Source organism: Chitinophaga rupis (genome assembly GCF_900109685.1).
GTDB lineage: Bacteria > Bacteroidota > Bacteroidia > Chitinophagales > Chitinophagaceae > Chitinophaga > Chitinophaga rupis.
The window spans coordinates 149053-174919 of sequence record NZ_FOBB01000012.1 but is presented as its reverse complement, the minus strand read 5'-3'; the positions used below and the strand labels follow the sequence as shown (position 1 = coordinate 174919).

The window sequence follows — 25867 nt, the reverse complement described above, 5'->3', positions numbered from 1 at the left end:
ATAAAAATAATAAATAATGAGGTAACCGACAAGAAAAGGCAAGCATATCATACCGTGCCTACTACGCTCCCTACTACCATTACAGGGTTTCATGCCGGCAGTTAGCGAATGGTTCTTATTTGTTCTAACTAATATTGTCAAACGATGATAAAACCCGAAACCCCGGAGAGCCACGTGCTTGAACGACTTACAACCATTATCGGCAGGCAATTTGATGAAAGACCGGGGTTTGGGATACAGGATATTTCATTCGCGCTCTTTTATCACTACCTGTATAAAGCAACAACAGATAACGATCATTTAACACGACGGAACCAGTGCCTGGAAGTAGTTATAAATGATCTGGAACAGCAAGACAGTGCCACCGCAACCTTAGGAAGATACCCGTTTTTTTTTAACTGTCTGGCGCATCTGTTGCAACAAATACAAACGGAAAATTTGGTATTGCAACCTTTGGTGCAACGTGTAAATGACTGGAACAAGCAGCTGGTAACCGACACTGATTTTGACATCACAACATTACCTTCAATGGGTTACCTGACAGGTTGGGCCGGTGTACTCTACTACTTTAAGAATTTACCGTCGGCGTTTGAATCGAGGCAGCTTTTACTGGACCGGCATTTTGAACCCATTGCTAATCATGTGCAATGGATGTGCGAGCAGGAATTATTCCTTTTGCCGTATGAAACAAAGGAAACGGACATGGGACTGGCAAAAGGGATCTGCGGATTACTAATGGTAGTAGCAGATGTGGCGCACCTGGTAAGCTATCCGAAAACCGGCAGCATTATCGGAAGCTGTGTGCACCAGCTGATAAGGTTGCGGCAGGAGGTAGACCAGTCCGCTGATAAATGCTCTTTTTTTCCTTACCGGATCGATAATGAACAAAAGGTAGCATTGTACAATAACAGCCTGGGCTGGGACAGCAGTGATCTGGGACATGCATTGCTGCTTTGCAGGGCGGCGCTGTTGTGCAAAAATTCAAATTACCTGCGTATGGCAGAATTAATCGCGCTCAATACCCTGTTAAGAAAAAATGAAACGCATACCGGCATACACAATGCCTCTGTACAATATGGCGCTGCCGGGGTTGCTATTTTATATAAAAGATTATTTGCCTTCACAGGCAGAAAGGACTTGCTAAAAGGATATCATTACTGGATGGATCAAACCCTTACGCTGGCGCAGGCCGCGCTGGAAAAGGAGGAACCACCAGGGAATAACACCGGTATCCTGGAAGGACTAACCGGCATAGGACTGACCCTTTTATCCCGCAAATACGATTACGCAGCAGACTGGAGTAAGATCCTATTAGCCTAGAATGGATATAACCATGTAGTATTTAACCTGCACTTTCTATGTCATTTATGGAACAGGAATTAATCCCACCGTCACTGACGGAAGCCCTCCTCATGCTTAAAAATGAGGCACATACCGGTATTACATTCATAAGCGGCAGCCAGCAGGAAACCTTTGTTCCCTACAACCTGCTGTATGCGCAGGCGCTTAGCTGCCTGGGTTATTTACAGCAGCAGGGCATGCAGCCGGGTAATGAGCTGGTATTACAGGTGGATGATAATCACAGCTTCCTGGTAACATTCTGGGCAGCCCTTATGGGCGGAATACGGCCGGTACCGCTGGCCGTAGCGCATTATACGGAGAGCAACCAGAAACTGTGCAGGATCTGGAAGATCTTAAACCACCCTTATTTGCTTACTAACCGCCGCGTACATACGAACCTGGAAAAGTCTGCCGATGATCCTGCAATGAACATGCAGGAGATCTTATCCGGCGGGCGTTTGCTGTTGTTTGAGGATATGATGCAGCATGAACGGGAAGGGAATATACAGATGCCTGCTGCAGATGATATTGCGTTCATCCAGTTTTCATCCGGTTCTACCGGCACCCCTAAAGGCGTTACGCTTACCCATCATAACGTGATCACGAATGTAGGCGCTATCATCAGCGCAGGCGCTATTTCAAAGACCGATGCTACCTGCAGCTGGATGCCGCTTACGCATGATATGGGTCTTATTGGCTTTCACCTGGTACCGCTGGTATTGGGTGCACAGCAATATATGATGCCTACGGACCTGTATATACGCAGGCCGGCATTGTGGTTACAGGTATTGTCGGCCCATAAGGCTACGCTCACCTCATCGCCCAACTTTGGCTATAAACATTTGTTACAGCGCTTAGATGAAAATGCGCTGAAAGATATTGACCTCTCCTCCGTCCGCCTGATCTTTAATGGTGCAGAGCCTATTTCCATGGACCTGTGCCGCACTTTTCTTGCTGCCATGCAGCCGTATGGTTTACATCCGGATGTGATGTTTACCGTATACGGCCTGGCAGAAGCTACGCTGGCCGTGGCTTTCCCGCCACCGGCCCGCCCGCTTACGGGCATCCGTCTTTCCCGTTTACGCCTGGGTGTAGGGCAGCGGGTAAAGGTAGATGCTACGGAAAACCAGGTGGAATTTGCCAACCTGGGTAAGCCGGTGCCTAATTGCCGTATCCGCATTACCAATGAAAAAAATGAAGTGCTGGATGAAGGTAAAGTAGGGTATGTGCAGATCAGCGGCGATAACGTTACCAAAACCTATTATAATAATCCTGCTGCCACCAGAGAGGTGATCAAAGCCGGCTGGCTCAATACCTACGACCTGGGTTTTGTGCTGGAAGGCAACCTGTTTATTACCGGCCGTGCCAAGGATATCATTTTTGCGGGAGGCCTCAATTATTATGCGCACGATATTGAGCGCATTGCAGAGGAGCTGGATGAAATAGATACCGGCCGCATAGTAGCCTGCGGGGTGCCGGATACGGCTACGCAAACAGATGCGCTGGTATTATTTGTACTGTATAAAAAATCACTGGAAAGTTTCTACCCATTAACACAGGCGCTGAAAGCCCTGATAGCGGCCCGTTTGGGCATTCGTGTGCAGCAGGTGGTGCCGGTAAAGCATATTCCCAAAACCACCAGCGGCAAAATAAAAAGGTTTATGCTGCTGGATGATCTTTTAAAAGGGGAGTATAACGCTGTGCTGGAGGAGCTGGAGAAAATGCAGGCTGCGCCGGAACCCGCAGCCCTTGCTGTACCACCTTTGCAGGAGCTGTCGGCCGCTGCTATCCGCCAGCATATTATTCAATTCCTCTCCGGCCGCCTGCAGGTACGCCCTGAAAATATAGATCCTTCCCGTGCGTTTGCAGAACTGGGCGTAACCTCTATGATAGCTGTGGAGCTGGCCGGTCACTTAGGGCAGCTGCTGCAGCGGGAGCTGGATACTACCCTTGCCTGGAACTTTGCCAACATACAGGCTTTAACAGAACATTTGAGCGGCGCAGCAGTACAAACCACTACTGCCCCTGCTGATCATACTGTAACGGAACCCATTGCCATCATCGGGCTGGCCTGCCGTTTTCCGGGTGCAGAGAATGCCGCTGCTTATTGGGAATTGCTGAAGAATGGAACAGGTGCCGTAGGGCCCATGACTGCAGCACGCCGCGCCCTTACACCTATGAACGGCCTGGCCGTACCCGGTGGCTACATTAGTAACATTGATGCTTTTGATGCGGCCTTTTTTGGTGTATCGCCCAAAGAAGCGCCCTGTATGGATCCGCAACAGCGCATTATGATGGAAGTATGCTGGGAGGCGCTGGAGCATGCCGGCCTTACAGAAGAAAAGCTGGCCGGCTCTGATACCAGTGTATTCATTGGTGTTAGTGGAAATGATTATGCACGTATGCAGCTGGCTGCGGATGCTGCGTTAAGCCCATACGCAGGTACAGGTAGCGCGTTTTCCATACTGGCCAACCGCTTGTCTTATTTCCTGGACCTGAAAGGCCCCAGCATGGCTATTGATACGGCCTGCTCCTCCTCCCTGGTAGCACTACACCAGGCCTGTAACAGTATCCGCAACGGAGAAAGCCGTATGGCTATAACCGGCGGAGTGAACTTATTATTAAGCCCTGAGCTGAACGAAGTATTTGGCGCAGCCAGCATGTTATCTGAAGATGGTAAGTGTAAAACCTTTGATGCTAACGCCAACGGTTATGTGAGGGGAGAAGGCTGCGGTGTGGTGATCTTAAAAAAGCTGTCGGCTGCTATGGATGATGGCGATACGGTGCTGGCTGTTATCAGCGGCAGCGCCATTAACCAGGATGGACGTAGTAATGGCCTTACCGCACCCAACGGGCTTTCACAGCAGGCCGTAATAATGAAGGCCATGCAGCAGGCAGGGATAACACCCGCTGCAGTAAGCTATATTGAAGCACATGGCACCGGTACACCTTTAGGCGATCCTATTGAAATGAATGCGCTGAAAAACGTGCTCATGGAAGAAGGGCGGCAGCATCCTTTATGGATAGGCGCTGCAAAGGCCAGCATTGGCCACCTGGAAGCTGCAGCCGGTATAGCGGGTGTTATTAAAACCGTGCTGGCCCTGCAGCACCGGGAAATACCCGCTCAACTTAACTTTCAGTCCTTAAATCCTAATATTTCCCTGCAGCAGCTGCCCATGCACATACCGGTGCAGCATACTGCATGGGAAGTGCCGGAAGGCAAAAAGCGGGTGGCCGGTATTAGCTCCTTTGGTTTTGGCGGCACCAACAGCCATGTGCTGATCACAGAAGCTGCTACTGCCAGCAAAGCCGTTACAGAAGCGCCGCATTACCTGCTGTTATTATCTGCCAAAAACAAAACAGCTCTGCAGGACCTGTGCCGCAAATACATAAGCTACCTTCAGCAGGATGATATAACATTAACCTCCGTTTGCTACACCGCTGCCACTGCACGCACACATTTCCCTTACCGCATGGCTGTTTCCGCAGCTAATGTGCAGGAAGTACAGGCACAGCTGCAAAGCTATTTACAGGCAGCTGATACTACGGCTCCGGCCCAGCGTAAAAGTGCGCCGCGTGCAGCCTTCCTCTTTACCGGGCAGGGAGCACAATACACGGGTATGGGTAAAACTTTATACGAAACCTACCCGGTATTTAAAGATGCAATTGATAAGTGCAGCGAATTATTGCAGCCCTGGTTACCAGTAGCCCTGACGGATGTTTTATTTAACCCCGCACATACAGCCTTACTGCATCAAACAGCTTATACACAACCGGCATTGTTTGCTTTTGAATATGCGTTAGCGCAGCTGTGGATAGCCTTTGGCATACAGCCCACAGTAGTAATAGGCCATAGTGTTGGTGAATATGCCGCTGCTTGTATAGCGGGTGTATTCAGCCTGGAAGATGCTGTTAAGCTGATCGCCAAACGCGGGCAGCTGATGCAGCAATTACCTGCCGGCGGTGAAATGGTGGCCATTTTTACAACAGCCGATGCAGTGGATGCACAACTGGCAACACTGCGGGATACTGTTTCCATTGCAGCTATCAATGGCCCTAAGCTGACCGTGATTGCCGGTGCAGCTGCTGGTGTGCAGCAGGTGGCTGCGCATTTTGCAGCAGCAGGCATACGCACCAAAGCATTGCAGGTGTCGCACGCCTTCCATTCCCCGCTGATGCAGCCCATGGTAGCGGCTTTTAAAGAGGCGGCAGATAGCGTTACCTACCACAAACCCAATATCAAGTTCATCTCCAATCTTAGTGGCGAAGTAATGCATGATGCGCTGGCTACCCCGGAGTATTGGACACAGCATATACTGGCGCCCGTACAGTTTGAAAAAGGTATTCACATCCTGGAACAAACAGATTGTACGGCATGGATGGAAATAGGGCCTGCACCCAGCTTACTGACCATGTGCCGCGACTTTACGGATACGGCTGCACGCCTGCAGGTAATGAGTGTTAAACCCGGACAGCAGGACCTGCCTTTGCTGCTGGAAGCACTGGGCGCTTTATATGTGAATGGCGCGCACATTCAATGGCAGGCGGTGTACCAACCCTGGCCCTGCGCCCGCATTCCTTTACCAGCTTATCCTTTCCAGCGCCAGCAATACTGGATAGAAAAACCTGTATCATACATGAACAAGCAAGAACAACCAGCTATGCAATACCGTGTTATTACCCCGGTAGCGGCTCCCAAACCCGCTACTACCGGCGTATTGGAAGCCATACAAAATATTATGGCCGCTGCCCTGCATGCCCAGCCGGATCAGCTGGATGTGCAGCTGCCTTTCCTGGAAATGGGCGCTGATTCCATTGTGCTGGTAGAAGCCCTTAGCAAAATTGAAAAGATCTACGGTATTAAAATAAGTATTGCGCAGGTGTTTGAAGAGCTGAGTACCATACAAGCCCTGGCAGATTATATTGAAGAACAAAACGGCCCTGCTGTACCAACAATGGATAGTATGGCAGCCCCGGTAACAGTACCTGTAAAAGCCCTTCCCGTATATCAGCAGCTGCTGCATGAAATGGAAGTGCTTAGCCTGGACTATGTGATACAGGCCTTACAGGAGCTGCATATGCCGTTGCGGCAGGGCCATCAATTTCGTTTAGGCGAGCTTGCGCAGCAGCTGGGTATAGCCAAGCCGCACTACCGCCTGTTACGCCGCATTTTAGAAATGCTGGAAGAAGGCGGCATACTGCAGCAGTACAGTGATGTATGGGAAGTGCTGCAAACGCCTGTGGCAGTGAACCCGCAGCAGCGTATGGCTGTCTGTTTGGAGCAGTACCCCGAAGCGCAGGCGGAATTAATGCTGCTGCAACGCTGTGCTGCACAATTGCCGGCAGTATTAACCGGTGTTTTAAACCCGCTGGAAGTATTATTTCCCAAAGCAGATACCAATGGCGCTGCACAGGTATACACCAATTCCTTTGGCGCACAGGTGCTCAACACCTGCTGCCAGGAAGCTGTAAGCGCCTGGCTGCCGCTGTTCCCGCAGGAGAAAACCGTGAAGATACTGGAGATTGGCGGCGGCACCGGCGGCACCACTACCTATGTGCTGAAAGCATTGAACACAAGGCCGGTGGAGTACACCTTCACAGATATTTCCACTTACCTGCTGCATAACAGCAAGCAACAGTTCAGCGCCTATCCCTTTGTGGATTTCCGCAAGCTGGATATAGAGCAGGATCCCATTGCACAGCAATACCCGCAGCATGGCTATGATATGATCATTGCGGCCAACGTATTGCACGCCACCAAAAATATGACGCAAACCCTGCAGCATGTGCGCTCCTTACTGGCGCCGGGCGGGGTACTGATGCTGATAGAAGGCGTGCGCAAACAACGCTGGCTGGACCTCACCTTTGGCTTAACAGAAGGCTGGTGGCGCTTTGAGGACCAGCAGGTACGGCCGGATTACCCGCTGATGTCGCGTGAGATGTGGATGCAGCTGCTTACCCGTACGGGTTTCCAGTCTGCAGAATGGTCATCGCCCATGATGCAGGATCAGAACGACTTTTTAGGTTATACGTTTATGATAGCGCAGGCAGTGGTAGCACAAATGCCGGCAGCTGTTACGCCTGTAAGTGTGCCTGTGCCTGCTGTTGCATTGCCGGCTTCCAATAATACGCTGGAAAATATATTGCTCAAACAAATGGAGCTGATGAATGCACAGCTGCAGGTGCTGAAGGGAATGCCTGTTGGTGGAGATGGTGCTGTTGTGATGGCGCAAGCGCCTGTGGCGGGAGATGTGGATAATAGAGCACATGCATCTATGTATGGGCAAAGTGCAGTGCAAGTAGCTGCCGGGACTATGGTAACAGCAGGTGAAAGATCAGTGACAACAACCATGGAGACAGCCGCAATGCAGGAGCGGCCTGCGGTTGCTATGAAAGCAGCCACTGCTCCCATTCGTGCAGCTAAACAGGAAACTGTAAAATTCAACCCCGTAAAGCTGGCAGAAGATAAGCCGCTCTCATTCCGGCAGCTGGCTTTCCTGGAAAATTTTATACAACGTTATAACGCCAAAACCGGCGCCTCCAAAGAATTTGTACAACAGCACCGCCGCGTGCTTTCCGACTGGATCAATTCATTAGGTTTCCGGCAGGCCCTGAAAGAAGTGCTGTATCCCATTGTGTCAGCTCATTCCGCAGGCGCGCATTTTACAGATATTGACGGTAATGAGTATGTGGATATTGCCATGGGCTTTGGCGTGAACTTTTTTGGCAACAGCCCGGCCTTTGTTACTGCCGCCATACAGGAGCAGCTAACAGAAGGGTATGAGCTGGCCACCCAGTCGGACCTGGCTGGCGAAGTAGCCAACCTGGTGCATGAGCTAACCGGTGTGGAAAGAGTAACCTTCACCAATACCGGTACTGAAGCGGTGATGAATGCCCTGCGTATTGCCCGTACCAAAAGCGGTAAAAGCAAGGTAGCAGTGTTCAAAGGATATTACCATGGCACCTTTGACGGACTGCTGGCACAATCGCACAGTGATGGCAGCAACGTGTACACTTCACCGGTAGCACCCGGCACCACGCAGGGTATGGTAGAAGATATGGTGCTGCTGAACTATGGCACCGATGAAGCGCTGGAATATATTATAGCTAACGCACATGAGCTGGGCGGAGTATTGGTAGAACCAGTGCAGAGCCGCCGCCCGGGCTTTTTCCCGAAAGACTTTTTACTGCGCCTGCGGCAGATCACCGCAGAGAAAAATATTCCCTTCATACTGGACGAGATCATTACCGGTTTCCGGATGCATCCCGGCGGTATGCAGGCTAAGCTGGGTATACAGGCCGATATTGTTACCTATGGTAAAATTGCCGGCGGTGGAATGCCCATTGGTATTGTAGCCGGTAAAGCCGCTTTCCTGGATGCCATTGACGGCGGCTGGTGGAACTACGGAGATGATTCTTATCCCGGTGCGCAGATGACGGTATTTGGCGGCACCTTTTGCCGGCATCCCTTAGCCATGGCTGCTGCCAGGGCAGTGTTACAGCACATCAAAAAAGCAGGAACCGGTTTACAGGATGGAGTAAATGAAAAAACCGCCCGCCTGGCCGCAAAGCTGAACACCTTTTTTGAAGCCTGTAATGTAAGCATCCGCATGGTGCACTTTGGTTCACTGTTCCGCTTTGAACCCTTTGGAAAATACAACCCGCTGTTGCAGCCTATAGAAATGGATGTGTTCTTTTATATGCTGATAGAAAAGGGGATCTACACCTGGGAAAGAAGGATCTGTTTCTTATCAGCCGCACATACTGAACGGGACCTTGACCTCATTGTACAAAAGGTAAAAGAAACCATCCTGGAAATGATGGGTGGTGGCTTTTTTCCGGAAGCGCGCTATGAGGATACAGTGGCAGCACCTGCCATGGATAGCCTGATTATGAACAGCCACGCGCCGCTAACAGCTGCTCAGCAACAGTTATGGGTGCTGGCGCAGATGGAGGAAGCCGGATCGCTGGCCTACAATGTACATGCCTGTGTGCAAATGGAAGGTCCCGTGCAGGTTGAAGCCCTGCACCAGGCTTTACAAAAAGTGGTGGACCGGCATGAGGCGTTAAGAACAGGTATCAGTGCAGATGGCGAACAACAGATCATACATGCACATGCAGAGGTTTGTTTTTCCCTGGCCGATTGCAGCAACCTGGCCGGTGACGCACAAGCTGCCGCCATTACGCAATGGAAACAGGAAAAAAGCCAGGTATTGTTTGATGGGCTGCAGCAGCCTTCCCTGTTCCATGCAGACCTGCTGCGTACCGGCCCGGCCACTTACCTGCTACTGTTAACCGTACATCATATAGTATCTGATGGCTGGTCAATAGGCGTATTGCTGCAGGACCTGGCCAGTTATTATACAGGTATCTGCACCCAGCAAAATATAACCTTAGATGCGCCCCAGCAGTTCAGGGAGTATATCCGTGAACGTGATCAGCAGCTCACATCTGAACAGCGTAAGCAGCATACTGCTTACTGGCTGCAAAAGTTCGCCGGCGCACAGCCGGTGCTGGCCCTGCCTTTGGACCATGCACGGCCCCCGGTAAAAACCTATACCGGCGCCAGCTTGTCCAAACACCTGGCTCCCGCATTAATGCGGGAAGTCAAAACCGTTAGCAAACAAAATGGCGTAACACCTTTTATGACGCTGCTGACTGCCTACATGCTGCTCATGCATAAGCTCTCCGGCCAGGATGAAGTGATAGTAGGCATACCTGCCTCCGGCCGTTTTGCAGCGCAGGATGAAAATACCATTGGTTACTGCGCGGGTATACTGCCGCTGCGCAGCCAGCTGGCAGCAAGCTGCAGCCTGGCAGACCATATGAAAGCCGTGAAGCAGGAATTTATTAACAGCCTGCAGCATCAGGATGTGCCTATGGCCGATTGGATGCAGCAGCTGGATCTGCCGCAGGACCTTAGCAGCACACCCTTATTCTCTACCGTGTTTAATGTAAACCCGGCCATTGTGAATGCAAGTGCCATGGAATTTCACGGACTGCGCACTTCCTTTTTACCGCTGGATATGCACTTCACAGCCTACGACCTCATTTTTGATATGATGGAGGAGAACGGGGAATGGGTACTCTCCTGTGTATACAATACCGATCTTTTTGAAGCTGCTACCGTACAACGTTTTGCAGACTTCTATGAAATAATGCTGCGCAACATCACCGTCAGTGTAAGCACACCGGTAGCTGCCAGCTCCATCTTAACCGCAGCAGAACAGCAGCAGCTGCTGGCTTTTAATGATACAGCCGCTGATTTCCCGGATGATAAAACCCTGGCACAGCTGTTTGAAGAGCAGGTGCTCTTACGCCCGGATGCTACAGCCCTGGTGTTTGAAGAAAAACGTTTATCCTTCACAGAGCTGAATGAAAAGGCCAACCAGCTGGCCCATTACCTGCAAACCAATTATCAGCTGGGTCCTAATGACCTGGTAGCGCTGATCATGGACCGTTCTGAATGGATGGTGATAGCGTTGTTAGGCATTTTAAAGGCAGGAGCGGCTTATGTGCCCATTGCCACGGAATACCCGCTGGAACGGATGCATTATATCCTCAACGATACCAAAGCCCGTGTGGCCATTACAGATAGTGCCATACCGGAGCTGGCCATAGCCTTACCGCTGGCTGCCAGCTGGGCTAGCATTGCCGCCTGTAGTAATAAGAATCCTGAACATACCTGTACTGCCACTGACCTGGCTTATGTGATCTATACCTCCGGTTCTACCGGCCAGCCCAAAGGGGTGATGGTAGCGCATAAGGGCGTGGTGAACCGTTTACACTGGCAGCACGGGTATTACAATATTACCCCGGCAGATGTGGTGCTGCAGAAAACCCCTTATGTGTTTGATGTATCTGTATGGGAATTTTTTGTGCCGCTGTGTTATGGTGCACGCCTGGTGCTGTGCCCCAAAGATGCTGCTTATGATCCCGAATTATTAACTGCATTGGTGGCCGCACACGGTATTACGCAGATCCATTTTGTGCCCAGCATGTTAGGCTTGTTCTTACAGGCGCTGGATGCGGAAAAGGTGCGGCAGCTGCAATCCCTGAAACAGGTGTATTGCAGCGGGGAAGCGCTGAAGCCGGAGTTTGTAAAGCAGTTTTTTACCGTATTATCCTGCGGGCTGCATAACCATTACGGGCCTACGGAGGCCTCTGTGGAAGTAAGCAATTACAGCGCCCGGCCTAATGATGTGGTGATACCTATTGGTAAGCCTATCAGCAACCTGCAGCTGTATGTGCTGGATAAAGCACTGCAGCTGGCGCCCATTGGCGTAACCGGTGAATTATACATCGGTGGGATAGGGCTGGCTAAAGGCTACTGGAACCAGCCTGCGCTTACCAAAGAAAAGTTTATCAGCAATCCGCATAAAGCCAATGATACTTTATACCATACCGGCGATATTGCCCGCTGGCTGCCGGATGGGAATGTAGAATACCTGGGCCGTACAGACCAGCAGGTGAAGATCCGCGGTTACCGCATAGAGACCGGTGAAATAGAACATGCGCTGGCTGAACATGAGCAGGTGAAAGATGTGGTGGTATTGGCTCGCAGCGGAAAAGGCGCAGAGCCTTACCTGGCAGCCTATTTTACCAGCGAAGTGAATATAGAAAGCGCGGTGCTGCGCAGCTACCTGCTGCAACGCTTACCGGAATACATGGTGCCGGCATGGTTTATACAGCTGGGTAGTATTCCGCTGAATGTAAGCGGCAAGGCCGACCGTAAATCATTGCCTGACCCCGAAGTAATGGGCCTGGTGCATAACAATGATTTTATAGCGCCGCGTAATATAGCAGAAACAACGCTGGCCGGTTTATGGGAAGAAGTATTGGGCCACAATCATATCAGCGTGCAGGACCGGTTTTTTGAAGTAGGTGGTCAATCGCTGAAAGCGGCCCGGCTGGCAGCCCGCATCCAACAGGCTTTCCAGGTACGGGTACCTTTACGCCAGCTGTTCCGCCATACTACTATTGAAGAACAGGCCATGATGATAGAACGGGCCGGTAAAAAAGAAATAGCAGCTATTGACGTAATACCCGAACAGCCTTATTACGAGGTGAGTCAGGCCCAGCGCAGGTTATGGATGATGAATGAATTTGAGACCGCGCAAACCGCCTTTAATATGACCGGCGCTGCCATGCTGGAAGGGCAACTGGATATTAACGCCTTCCGCGAAGCTTTCCAACAGCTCATTAACCGTCACGAAATATTGCGTACCACCTTCATTCGTGTGGATGGGGAACCCAAACAGGTGGTACACGCTAACACCAACTTTGCAGTAACGTATATAGATCTCCGTAAGGAGAACGCACCGCAGCAGCAATTAACCCGCCTGCTGGAAGAGGCTGCAAAATGCTCCTTTAACCTGGAACAGGGCCCCTTAATGCAGGTGCTGCTGATACAGCTGCAGGATGAGGTGTACCGCATCAGCTTTACCATGCATCATATTATTTCCGATGGCTGGTCGCTGGAAATACTGATCAATGAAGTATGGCAGCTGTATGGCGCTCTTGTGCAGCAAAAGCCTGCGCCCTTAGCCCCACTGCGCCTGCAGTATAAAGATTATGCACACTGGCGTAACCAGCAAATGCAGCAGGGTGCTATGGAAGCACACCGCCGTTACTGGCTGAAACAGTTTGAAGGAGAAGTACCGGTGCTGCACCTGCCTGCCGACAAAACCAGGCCGGCAGTGAAAACACATCGCGGCAGCACTGCCTGGTTTATGCTGGATGCAGCTCTTAGCGCAGCTATTGACCGTATGGCCACAGAAACGCAGGTAACGCCTTTCTCCGTATTGCTGGCAGCCGTGAACCTGCTGTTATACCGTTACACCGGGCAAAAAGACCTGGTAGTAGGCGTGCCCATTGGCGGCCGCGACCACCCGGAGCTGGAAAACCAGATCGGTTTTTATACCAACATGATAGCAGTACGCAGCCAGCTGCCCGTGCAGCAATCTTTCAAAGAAGTATTAACCGCAACAGAAAAATGTTTTATAGAGGCTTATGAGCATGGCATATATCCCTTTAACCAGGTAGTAGAAGACCTGCACCTGCAGCGTGATCCGGGCCGCTCTCATTTGTTTGATGTAATGCTGCAGTATGAAAGCTTTACATCCATACACAGCACGGGAGAACGTTATGCCGGCATTACCTTAAGAACGCTGGATATAGATGATGGCGCCAGCAAGTTTGACCTCACGTTTGCCTTTAAACCAGTGGAAAATGGTTTACAGCTGTCCATCAATTACAGTACAGACCTGTTCTTACCCGCCACCATTGCAGCTATGAAAGATGAGCTGGTGAAGCTGCTGAATGCTGTACAACAGAACATGCAGCTAACGCCTGTAGCACTGAAACAGCAGCTCTCCGGTACACAGCAGGAGCAATGGCAGTTTGCCACCACCGCCATCAGCGCAGATTTTTAAACGCCTTCAAAAGATAAATATGAATAAGAAAATTCTTCATACGCTATTTGAAAACCAGGCCGCGCAAGCGCCGGAACGTATAGCCATACAGGAAGCACAGCGCAGCCTTACCTATGGCACACTGAATGCAGCGGCCAACCGCCTGGCCCATTATTTACGCAGCCTGGGTATTGGCCGGGAAAGCATGGTGGGGGTGATGATCCCCGGCGGCGGTGCGCTGGTAGCTGCTTTGCTGGCAGCCTTTAAAGCCGGCGGCGTATACCTGCCTATAGATACCGCTTTTTCCGGCAAGCGTTTGAAACAAATGTTCACACTCAGCACACCGGAAGTATTGATCATCCCTGCTGCACAAAAAGCAGCTATCCTGGAATTGCTGGACGGCTTGCAGATAGCTATACCGCAGCTGGTGGTGCTGGATGAAATGTTGATGTTTGAAGGCGCTGATAGTTTGGCAGCTACCAATCCGGAACTGATCAATGACCCGGAAGATGGCAATTATCTTTTTTATACCTCCGGCTCTACCGGCGACGCAAAAGCCTTCCTGGGCTGCCACCAGAGCCTGAGCCACTTTATACACTGGGAGCTGAAGGAATTTGGAATAACTGCTGAAGATAAGATCAGCCAGCTGTCGCAGTTCACTTTTGATGCTTCCCTGCGGGATATTTTTCTGCCCCTGAGCTGCGGCGCTACATTATGTATGCCGGAGCCGGGCATTAAATCCAATGTGCTGCAGCTGATAGACTGGATCAATAACAGCGGTGTTACACTGGTGCATTGTGTGCCGGCACTGTTCCGCCTTATTACCAGAGAGCTGCTGCAAAATCCGCAACCCGGCATATTCCCGCAGCTGAAATACATACTCATGGCTGGTGAAGCGCTATATGTAAAAGATATACAGAACTGGCGCAGCGCTGCAGGTACCCATGTGGAGATCGTGAACCTGTATGGCACTTCTGAAACCACGCTGGCCAAAACTTTTTACCGCATTGGTGAGCTGCCTGATAATCCGCAGCTGGCCATTCATGCCGGCAAACCTATTGACAATGCTGCAGTGCTGATCATGAACGATGGCATTCCCTGCGCGGTGAATGAAGTGGGTAATATTTATATCCGCACCCCTTTCATGACCAAAGGTTATTACCGCAATGAGGCCCTGAACCGCGAAGTGTTTATACAAAATCCTTTGGTGGATTTTAAAGATACCCTGCACCAAACCGGCGATATGGGCCGGTTTAATGCAGACGGTAATATTGAAGTGCTGGGCCGTACAGACGACCAGGTAAAAGTGAACGGCATCCGCGTAACGCTGGGTGAAGTGAAGCAAGGGGTGCTGGAAGTAAGCGGCGTACAGCAGGTGGAAATTGTAGCTGCTGAAAATAACGATAATGGCAACGACCTGTTATGTTACTATACCGGCGCTGTTACGGTAGAAGAGCTGCGTAAGCAGCTGGCTTATGCCCTGAATGAGAATATAATGCCTGCCTTTTTTATTCAAATGGAAAGTTTCCCGCTTACCATTAACGGGAAGGTAGATAAAAAGATGCTATCTAAACCCGCAGCAGTAATAGAAGATGCCGGTTATGAAGCGCCGGTTAATGATACGGAAAAGGAGATGGAAGCCATGTGGATAGAGCTGTTAAGCCTTCCGCGGGTAGGCCGCAATGTATCGTTCTTTAAAGTAGGCGGTACCTCTCTTAAAGCCATACAGCTTATTTCCCGCGTGTACAAAAAGTACAATGTGCTCATTAAGGTGAACGACATATTTACCCATGCCAGCATTGCGCAGCTAAGCGCTTTCCTGCTGAATAAGCAGGCGCCTGCCACGGGCATTACACCGGTAGTCCCACAGCCCTACTATGATGTAACACATGCCCAGAAACGTTTGTGGATGATGGACCAACTGGAAGATGCACAGGCAGCCTATAACATTCCCGGCGCGTTTATGCTACAAGGTGATTTAAATATAACAGCACTGGAACAGGCCTTTCTCCAGCTGATAACCCGTCATGAAAGTTTGCGCACCACTTTTACAGCAGTTGACGGTGTACCTAAGTTCCGGGTACAGGAGGCGGGTGCGCAGATCTTTCATATCGACTGTAAAGACCTGACCAATGATCCGCAGGCCATGCAAACAGCCCAGCATATGGCCAGTCAATTGTTCCGCACACCCTTTGACCTGGAAAACGGCCCGCTGTTAAAGGCTATGCTGTTAAAGGTTGCAGCAGATCAGCATGTGTTCGTATTTGCCATGCACCATATTATCTCCGATGGCTGGTCAATACAGGTAATGGTAAAAGAGCTGCTGGCATTGTATAATAATAAGAACACAGCCTTGCCTGCACTGAAGATCCAGTACAAAGATTATGCAGCCTGGTTAAATAACCAGATGAACGATAAAAGCTGGCCAGCCCACCGCCGTTACTGGCTGCAGCAGTTTGAAGATCTGGCGCCTGTCTTGCAGTTGCCTACTGATCACCCGCGGCCATTAGCCAAAACCACCAATGGTGCTACGCTGGAATTTGAGATCAATGAAACCTTAACTGCAGGTATTAAAGCGCTGGCCCGTGCGCAGGATGTAAGCGTGTATATGTGTCTGTTAGCTACGGTAAAAGTGCTGTTATATCGCTACTCCGGCCAGGATGATATTGTAACCGGCATGCCGGTAGCAGGCCGCGTACATAAAGACCTGGATGAACAGCTGGGCCTGTACGTGAACATGCTGGCCATCAGAACCAGGCTGCAAACAGACAATAACTTTTTACAGCTGCTGAAGAACATAAAACAAACTTTACTGGGCGCTTATGAACACCAGGTATATCCATTTGATCAGCTGGTGGAAGCCTTACACCTGGAACATGATACCAGCCGCTCTCCCTTAACGGATGTATGGGTGCAGCATAGTGATACCCCCTGGGTACAGGCTGAAGATGCCAACCTGAAGATCACAGCTTTTGAAACCGGCCATACCTACAGCAAGGTAGACCTGACGGTGAAGTTTATTGAAACAGGCAGTACCATCAGCGTGATCCTGGAATATAACACAGACCTGTTTGAGGAAAGCACCATGGTGCAAATGAAAGATAACCTGCTGGGGTTAATGAATGCCATCCTGCAACAGCCGGAGCAGTCCTTAACCGCCCTTAGCGCTCACTTACCCCGCATACGCCAGCATGCACCCGTACATCAACTGGAAAGTATCAGTAACGACTATTAATCTCTTTTTATGAATAAAAGGATCATACATACCGTATTTGAACAACAGGCGCTGCGCGTGCCCAATAATATAGCCGTTGCGGAAGAAACGCAGCAGGTCACTTACCGGGAGCTGAATAACCAGGCTAACCAGCTGGCGCACTTGTTAAGAGAAAAAGGCATGGGTAGAGAGGAAGTGGTGAGCGTGCTGGTGCCTGCAGGTATTCAGCTTGCTACTGCGCTGCTGGCAGTGTTTAAGTCAGGCGGGGTGTACCTGCCTATGGACCCGGCTTTTTCCCGTAAGCGTTTGCTGCAGATGTTCACGCAAACGGCTACACGGGTATTGATCACCTGCCGCGCCTTACAGCAAACAGCGCAAACCCTGATCCGCGAGCTGGAGCTGGACATACCGCACCTGCTGATAATGGAAGATTTGCCTTATGAGAATTATTCAGCTGAAAACCCGGCGCTGATCAATGAGCCGGGCGACAGTAACTATATTTTTTACACCTCCGGCTCCACCGGCGCTGCCAAGGCGTTCCTGGGCTGCCATGATAGCCTGAGCCATTTTATACACTGGGAGCTGAAAGAGTTTGGCGTAGATGAAACTTTTAAGGTAAGCCAGCTTTCACAGATCACCTTTGATGCTTCCCTGCGCGATGTGCTGCTGCCCCTGAGCTGTGGCGGGACCTTGTGTGTGCCTTTACCGGAAACTCGCTCCAATGTAATTACGCTGATGGCCTGGCTGGAAGCGCAGCGCGTAACGCTGGTGCATTGTGTGCCCTCCCTCTGGCGATTAATGAGCAAAGAATTAGCTGTGCAGGATGCTACGGAAGTACGCCTGCCGGAATTGAAACATATCCTGATGGCCGGCGAGCCATTGTATGGCAAGGATCTGCAGCTGTGGTTTGCCACCGGAGCACAGCATGTAGAGATTGTGAATTTATACGGCACATCTGAAACTACTCTGGCCAAAACCTTTTACCGTATTAAAGAAGCCCCGGCAGATGCTTCCCAGGTAATGCACGTAGGGCAGCCTATCAGCAACACGGCTGTAATGATCTTACACCAGGGCCAGTTATGCGAGCCGGGTAAGATAGGGGAAGTATACATCCGTACCCCTTTCATGACCAAGGGTTATTATAAAGACCCGGCTTTAACAGCCAGCGTATTTATCCAGAACCCTTTTGTGAAAGACCGTATAGAGCTGATGCACAAAACCGGCGATATGGGTAAGTACCTGCCGGATGGCAACATAGAAATACTTGGCCGTTTGGACGAGCAGGTGAAAGTGAACGGCATCCGTGTAGAGCTGAACGAAATTAAACAGGCTGTGCTGGGTATGCCCGGTATGCAGGAAGTAGTAGTACTGGCGCATAAGAACAGTGATCACCAGAACGAGCTGGTTTGTTATTACATAGCACCCGGTATAACAATTACAGAGCTACGCACTTACCTGGAAACTGAGCTGAATGAGAACGTGATCCCGGCCTGGTTTGTACCCATGACAGAGTTTCCCTTAACTATTAACGGCAAGGTAGATAAAAGGGCCCTGCCCAAACCGGAAGCCCTGGTGCTGGATCCGGCTGACTATGAACCTGTGCAGGGTGAAACGGAACAGCAGCTGGAAACTATCTGGAAATCCATCCTGGGTTTGAATAATATTGGACGCAAGGCAAACTTCTTTAAAGCCGGCGGCACTTCTTTAAAAGCCATGCAGGTTATATCCCGCATCTACCAGCAGTTTGAAGTAGGAGTGAAACTAAGTGATATGTTTGCCCGCCCTGACATCAGGCAAATGGCCGCTTTCATAAACAGCGCATCTACCAGCGCTTACCAGCCCATACCTGTTGCAGTGCAGCAAACTTATTATCCCGTAACACCGGCCCAGAAAGGATTGTGGATCCAGGACCAGTTTGGATCACAACCCGCCTTATACAATATGCCCGCGGCATTTATACTGGAAGGTAAACTGGATAAAGCCGCTTTGCAAAAGGCCATCACCATCCTGGTAATACGGCATGAAAGTCTGCGTACCACATTTGTAAGCAGTGGCGGCACCGTACAGCAAAAGATCCATGCTGTAATGGAAGTGCCCCTTTCCACCACGGACCTGCAATCCGTTAAGGACCCGCTGGAAGTGGCTAAGAAAATAGCTCTGCAGGCCATGGCCATACCTTTTGATCTGCAGCAGGGGCCGTTGATCCGTACGCAGCTGCTGCAGCTGGCAAAAGACCGGTTCATTTTCCTGTTCAATACCCATCATATTATTTCCGATGGCTGGTCCGAGGAGATCCTGGTAAAAGAGCTCTTCATACTGTATGCCGCCTACAGCAAACAGCTGGCAAATCCTTTACCGCCTTTAGGTATCCAGTATAAAGATTATGCAGCGTGGTTAAATACCCAATTGAGCGATGCCGCATTACGGGAGCAGGCCCAGTACTGGCAGCAGCAGTTTGCCGGCGAGCTGCCGGTGCTGCAGTTCCCTACAGATTATCCCCGCCCGGCAGAACGTACTACTAACGGGGATGTATATAGCTTTTCTATCCCTGCAACCATTACTGCACAATTACAAGCCTGTGCGCAGCAGGAAGGCGCTTCCCTGTTCATGGCGCTGGTAGCAGCCGTAAAAGCCCTGCTGAACCGCTTCACCGGCCAGGAAGATATGATCATTGGTGCACCCATTGCCGGCCGCACACACAAAGATGTGGAGCCGCTGGTAGGCTTGTTTGTGAATATGCTGGCCTTGCGCACACAGTTCAGCAGCGGGCTCACTTTCCGCCAGCTGCTGAATAAAGTAAAAGAAACGGTTACCAACGCCTACACACACCAGCACTATCCTTTTGATGAGCTGGTGCGCGCGCTGAACCTGGAATTTGATAACCGCCGCGCGCCGCTTACAGATGTATGGGTACAGTTAACAGATGCTCCCATGACGTTCGATGACAAAAGTGACCTGCAGGTAACGGAATACAATCCGGGTTACCTGACCAGCAAGGTAGACCTCACCTTTAAATTCACTGTGCATGACGACTGTCTGCAGGTGATCCTGGAATACAATACAGACCTGTTCCGCCGTGAAACCATGGAACAGCTGGAGGCGCATTTTAACTATGTATTACAGCAGCTGCTGGATAATGACAGTCTGCCCCTGAGCGCTGTAACCCTGCTTACTTCCGGCGAAGAAGCTGCCGAAGCAGACGATTTCCTCAACAGCATGTATAACCTATCATAAACTATAAAACAGAAGACTATGGAACATACCATGTTACAGGAAGCGCTGGTGAAGGTGGATGAACAACAGTTCCCGCTGACCATCACTTTTGAAAAGAACACACCCGTAGATACTTTAATAGAATGGTACAGGAATAACACCGCATATATAGATGAACAGCTGCTGAAAAAAGGCGCTGTGCTGATCCAGGGCGTAGCCATTAACACCGTGCCGGACTTTGAAAGAATGACGGCCTCGGTTTCCACCAAGTTCCGCAACTATGTAGATGGCAGCTACCCCCGCCGCAACCTGAAAGGCCATGTGTACATCTCCACGGAGTATGACCCGGCTTTTGACATTACGTTGCACAATGAGCTGTCTTACTCTGTAAAATGGCCGTCACGCTTATACTTTGGCAGTATCATACCTGCAGCTACCGGCGGCGAAACACCGCTGGCCGACAGCCGCGAAGTAGTACGGGTAATGAATCCCTCCCTGCTGGACGAGTTTGAGAACAAAAAAGTGCGCTATGTACGCAACCTGCATGCCGGCGATGGTTTAGGCCCCACCTGGATGGACACTTTTGAAACAGAAGACCGCAAAGTAGTGGAACGCCACTGCGATGAAATTGAAATAGAGTATTACTGGAAAGATAACGGTGGCTTAAAGCTGGTACATACCCGCCCGGCTACACGCAAACATCCGGTTACCGGAGAGCGTGTATGGTTTAACCAGGCAGACCAGTTCCATCCATCCCACTTCCGTAAAGAAGTATATGAAACTCTGATGCTGCTGGCGGATTTCAATGAAGAAGAATTGCCTTTGTACGCCTGTTTTGGTGATGGTACCAAAATACCGGAAGCTGCCATTAAAGAGGTGATCGATACCATTAACGGCGTTGCGGTAACCCGCCCCTGGGTAAAAGGCGACTTTGTAGTGCTGGATAATATGCTGGCAGCGCATGGCCGCAAATCTTACACCGGCGAGCGGCAGACGGTAGTGTCTATGGCGCCGTGATTAACAATCCGTAATTATCCTTCGAACTACTTCACTCAAAAAACAACACCATGTGTGGCATAACCGGGATTTTCGATATTAAATCAAAATATACCATTGAGCGGTCAACCGTAATGGGAATGGCAGATGCCATACAGCACCGCGGGCCGGATGAAGCATCCTGCTTCATTGATAAAAATGTAGGGCTGGGTTTTCGCCGCCTCAGTATCATTGACCTGGCGCATGGCCACCAGCCTTATTTTACAGCCGATGAGCAGGTGCGCATGATCTGCAATGGCGAGATCTATAACTATAAAGAGCTGCGTGCAGAGCTGCAGCAGAAAGGTTACCACTTTACCACCAATTGCGATGTGGAAGTGGTGCTGCATGCTTACCTGGAATATGGCACTGCTTTTATTGAAAGGCTGAACGGGCAGTTTGCCTTTGCTATTTCCGATGCGCGTAACAATAGCTTTTTGCTGGCGCGTGATCACTTTGGCATTTGCCCACTGTTCTATACCATTACAGACGAGATGCTCATTTTTGGTTCAGAGATCAAGGCCATCCTGCAGAACCCAATGGTAAAAAGAGCGGTGGACCTCACGGGACTGGACCAGGTATTTGCATTCCCCGGTTTGGTGAGCCCGGCTACCATGTTCAAAAATGTGATCAGCTTAAAGCCTGGTCATTACCTACAGGTAAAGGACGGGAAGGTAAGTGCCAATGAATACTGGGACATTGATTACTACCCGCAGGAACATAATTACGAGAACAAACCGGAATCCTACTATGCGGAGCAGCTGGAAGAGATCCTGCTGCAATCCATCCGGTACCGGCTAAACGCAGATGTGCCGGTAGGCTTTTACCTGAGCGGGGGCCTGGATTCATCGCTCATTGGCGCTATGATGAAAAAGATCCACCCGGATACCAGCTATCAGTCGTTCTCGATTGGTTTTCCCACGCTGGATCACAAAGAGATCGACGAGCGCAAATACCAGCAGATAGTAGCTAAACATGTAAACTCCCGCCATACAGAAATACCGTTTGACTGGCCGGAAATAGAGCAGCGTTTGCGGCAGGCAGTTTATCATTCCGAATGCCCCTTAAAAGAATCTTATAATACCTGCTCCCTGGCCTTATCCGAAAATGTACGCAACAGCGGCGTAAAGGTGATCCTTACCGGTGAAGGTTCTGATGAGTTCCTGGGTGGTTATGTAGGTTACCGCTTTGATGTGCAGCGTAGCCAGATGCCGGTGGAAAAAGACCTGGAAGACCTGCTGGAAGACCAGATGAATGAGCAGCTGTGGAGCGATCCTAATTTCTTTTACGAGAAAAGGCATGTCTCTTTCCGGGAAACCGTACAGGCCTTATACTCTGATGAGGTGAATGAAGGCTTTAGTGATTTTGACTGCCTGACGAACCTGGGCGTTGACAAACGCAAGCTGGAAGGCCGCCATGCTTTTCATAAACGTTCTTACCTGGATATGAAGCTGCGCCTCTCAGACCATCTTGTAGCAGACCATGGCGACCGTGTAGCCTATGCAAATTCCATTGAAGGCCGTTATCCTTTCCTGGATGTGAACCTGGCTAACTTTGTAAAAACCATCCCGCCTGAAATAAAATTAAAGAACCTGGTAGAGAAATATATACTGAAGGAAGTAGCAAAGAAATACCTGCCGGAAGAGATCTATGCCCGCCAGAAACAAGGCTTTGTAGCGCCTGGCAGTCCGCACCTGTTAAGGAATAACATAGAATGGATCAATGACATGCTTTCTTATGACCGCATTAAAAGGCAGGGTTATTTTAATCCCGATACCATAGAAAGGCTGAAGAAGATCTACCGCAAAGATGATTTTAAGCTGAACCTGCCGTTTGACAGTGACCTGTTAATTGTGGTGCTCACCTTTAACATTTTCCTGGATGTATTTGATATGCCCGCCTTTTCCCATTCAAACGCTCAAAAATTAGTTTATGCAAGTTAATAATGTATCTAAAAAGAAGCTGGGCATTATAGGCGGTATGGGATCGCATGCCGGCGTATGGCTTTTCAACCGGATCACGGAGCTGTCTTACGCGCAAAAGGACCAGGAGTACCTGGACATTTTAGTGCATAACAACAGCGCTATCCCTGACCGTACCCGCGCCATTGTTTATAAAGAATCCAGCCCTTTACCTGAGCTGGAACGCTCTATCAGCATTTTTAACAACAGTGCCGTGGAAGTGGCTGTGCTGGCCTGTATGACGGCACATTATTATTGTGAGCAGCTGGAGCAGCATTTCCAGGGAAAGATCCTCAGCGCAGTGAACCTGGTGCAGGAAGAGCTGACCACTAACCCCCTTTATACCGGTAAAAAGAAGATCGGCATCATTGGTTCTACAGGCCTGCTGCGCTCCGGTATTTACCAGCAACGGCTGGAACCCCTCGGTTATGAGGTAGTGACCCTGAATGAAACCGAGCAGGAAGAATTTTTTATGCGCCCCATTTATATGGACGGCGGCATTAAATCAGGCTGCCTTACAGACGAGGTGAAGCAAATGTTCTGCTGCCAGGTGCCTATACTGGTGTCAAAAGGTGCGGAGGTAGTGATAGGCGCCTGCTCTGAAGTGCCGCTGGTAATGAAGGGAAGCATGGTAGTGCCTTTTATAGATGCATTTGAATTGCTGGCCCGCAAAACAGTAGAGTACTGTTACTATGGCGCCCGTACTATTTCCAAAATTAAAAACTGATAACAATGGAATACCAACATAGAATATTAATAGGCGGCATTGGCGATGATGCACATTCCGTGGGAATAGGGCTGCTGGAGCTGGGTTTCAAGGATGCCGGATTTTTTGTAAAGAGCCTGGGCATCCGCAATCTTATCTCCTCTTTCTTTGATCATGCACCGGATTTTGACATCATTATGATCTCTAACAAGAACGGGCATGCGGAATTATACCTGCAGGATTTTGCCCGTCTTATGAGCCAGTATAAGCTTACGGACGATAGCACCAAGCTATGGTACCTGGGTGGCAGCCTGGCAGTGAGCGAATCAGATTTCCAGATCAAGAAGAAGTACCTGGGCATGGGATTTACCAACGTATACCCGAAACCGGTACCCTTTACCCAGGTGTTGGAGGAGATCAGGAAAGATATTCACCGGCATGAGATCCCCAAACGGGAAAGCAATTACCGTAAGAACAGGCGGCGCTCGCTGGTAGCAGAAAAGCTGCGGGTAGATGAGATCACGGATCGCCAGTGGACCCGTGAAGAGCTGACCACACACCGTAAGGAGGTGCTGGCAGAGTGGCATACCGGCCGGGAGGTAATGACGGATACTTACCAGAACGCAAACAAGCAGCACACGCTGGGCAATATATTATGGAGCAACAAACAGGCAGGCAACAAACCCCTGTTCCAGCCCAGGACCGGCGTAGCGGATATTGAGCAGCAGATAACCCTGCTGCAGCACCTGGAAGCAGAAGGCAGTGACGTAAGCTCTGTGCAGCTGGATGCGGCCTCACGTTCACGTATGTATGATAAGGCTGAACTGGGAAAGGACCTGAGCATAGAAAGAAAACAATCGCAGCTGAACGGTTTCCCCATCCCGGTGTACGGCGTAAAGGAAGTACGCCGCCTAATCACTTCCCTGAAACGGCCTTTCCAGCTGAGAGGCGGCGGGCCTGATCACCGCTTTACTTACGAGATTGCGCTGGCTGCCGGCATTACCGCAGTAGAAGGCGGCTGTATCTGTTACTGCCTGCCTTATGATAAGCTGACCAACCCGATAGAATCTTTACGCAACTGGCAATTCATTGACCGCCTGAGCGCCTTTTATGAGGAAGTGCATGATGTAAGCATTAACCGTGAATATTTTGGTACACTTACCGCTACACTGATAGAGCCTTCTTTAGCTATATCCGTGAACGTTATACAGGCTATCCTGACCGCACAGCAGGGTGTGAAAAATATCACTGTAGGTTATGCAGAGCAGGGCAACCGTGCGCAGGACATTGCCGCCATACAGGTAATGGAAGAACAGGTGAACGCTTTCCTGCAGATGTACGGTTTTATGGATGTGCGGGTAACCACCGTGTACCACCAGTTTATGGCTGCTTTCCCATCTGATTATAAAAAAGCGGAAGACCTCATTTTCAATTCCAGCATTACCGCCACGCTGGCCGGCGCTACCAAGGTAATGGTGAAAACCGCTGTGGAAGCCATCCGCATCCCGGACCGTTTTGATAATGCCAAGGCCGTGAAGCTGAGCAAACAGGGCGCCCTTACCGCGCATCACAGCATGGTGAATCAGGAAAAGCTGAAGATCGAAAAGCAACTGATCCGCTCTGAAGTAAAACAAATTATGGACGCAGTAATGCAGCTGTCCAATGGATCTATTGCCAAAGGCGCTATCAAAGCCATTGAAGCAGGGATCCTGGATATTCCATGGTCGCCCAGCATTTACAACAAGGGAAAGGTAGTAGGCGTGCGGGATATAGATGGCGCAGTACGCTTCTATGATTTCGGGAACCTGCCTTTTGATGAAAAAACAAAAGATTTCCACCGGGAAAAAGTAGTGATCCGCAAGAACATGGAACGTGATTCCAGCATCTTTTCCCTGTTGGAAAAAGACCTGAGCCGCATCTGGCAGAACGATTACAAGACCTGGCCCCTTGACGGTACCTATGTTTATTAATTAAGAATAAACCC

Annotated in this window: 8 protein-coding genes; all 8 read left to right on the top strand. The window is 50.1% G+C overall.

The annotated features are described in order from the left end of the window. Window positions 1-144: 144 nt before the first annotated feature. Genes BMZ54_RS30470 through BMZ54_RS30435 form a run of 8 tightly spaced genes read left to right on the top strand, consistent with a single transcriptional unit; the run spans window position 145 to window position 25853 of the window. The gene (locus BMZ54_RS30470) at window positions 145-1320 is read left to right on the top strand and encodes a lanthionine synthetase LanC family protein (RefSeq protein ID WP_089920721.1); all 1176 of its coding nucleotides are present in this window, start codon (window positions 145-147) and stop codon (window positions 1318-1320) included. 47 nt (window positions 1321-1367) lie between these two features. Next, window positions 1368-13775: a non-ribosomal peptide synthetase/type I polyketide synthase gene (locus BMZ54_RS30465; RefSeq protein ID WP_162277718.1), complete on the top strand. Its 12408-nt coding sequence runs from the start codon at window positions 1368-1370 to the stop codon at window positions 13773-13775. A 19-nt stretch (window positions 13776-13794) separates the two neighbouring features. Then, window positions 13795-16989, top strand: coding sequence for a condensation domain-containing protein (locus BMZ54_RS30460; protein ID WP_089920717.1), 3195 nt, complete (start codon window positions 13795-13797; stop codon window positions 16987-16989). Between the two features lie 9 nt (window positions 16990-16998). Beyond that, a complete protein-coding gene (locus BMZ54_RS30455) occupies window positions 16999-20202 on the top strand; it encodes a non-ribosomal peptide synthetase (RefSeq protein WP_089920714.1) in 3204 nt (1067 codons plus the stop codon). Window positions 20203-20220: 18 nt separating this feature from the next. Continuing rightward, a complete protein-coding gene (locus BMZ54_RS30450; protein WP_089920712.1) occupies window positions 20221-21198 on the top strand; it encodes a TauD/TfdA family dioxygenase in 978 nt (325 codons plus the stop codon). A 50-nt stretch (window positions 21199-21248) separates the two neighbouring features. Beyond that, window positions 21249-23159, top strand: a complete 1911-nt coding sequence (gene asnB, locus BMZ54_RS30445; protein ID WP_089920710.1) for an asparagine synthase (glutamine-hydrolyzing) — start codon at window positions 21249-21251, stop codon at window positions 23157-23159. Next, window positions 23149-23904 (top strand): aspartate/glutamate racemase family protein, encoded by a 756-nt coding sequence (locus BMZ54_RS30440; protein WP_089920708.1) that lies wholly within the window; start codon window positions 23149-23151, stop codon window positions 23902-23904. The genes asnB and BMZ54_RS30440 overlap by 11 nt, the downstream gene beginning before the upstream one ends. Before the next feature lie 5 nt (window positions 23905-23909). Next, window positions 23910-25853: a methylaspartate mutase subunit E gene (locus tag BMZ54_RS30435; protein ID WP_089920706.1), complete on the top strand. Its 1944-nt coding sequence runs from the start codon at window positions 23910-23912 to the stop codon at window positions 25851-25853. Window positions 25854-25867: the final 14 nt, after the last annotated feature.

Coding starts and splice junctions, on each gene's coding strand:
- BMZ54_RS30470 (WP_089920721.1), top strand. CDS start 145: ATGATAAAACCCGAAACCCCGGAGAGCCACGTGCTTGAACGACTTACA.
- BMZ54_RS30435 (WP_089920706.1), top strand. CDS start 23,910: ATGGAATACCAACATAGAATATTAATAGGCGGCATTGGCGATGATGCA.
- asnB (WP_089920710.1), top strand. CDS start 21,249: ATGTGTGGCATAACCGGGATTTTCGATATTAAATCAAAATATACCATT.
- BMZ54_RS30465 (WP_162277718.1), top strand. CDS start 1,368: ATGGAACAGGAATTAATCCCACCGTCACTGACGGAAGCCCTCCTCATG.
- BMZ54_RS30455 (WP_089920714.1), top strand. CDS start 16,999: ATGAATAAAAGGATCATACATACCGTATTTGAACAACAGGCGCTGCGC.
- BMZ54_RS30450 (WP_089920712.1), top strand. CDS start 20,221: ATGGAACATACCATGTTACAGGAAGCGCTGGTGAAGGTGGATGAACAA.
- BMZ54_RS30440 (WP_089920708.1), top strand. CDS start 23,149: ATGCAAGTTAATAATGTATCTAAAAAGAAGCTGGGCATTATAGGCGGT.
- BMZ54_RS30460 (WP_089920717.1), top strand. CDS start 13,795: ATGAATAAGAAAATTCTTCATACGCTATTTGAAAACCAGGCCGCGCAA.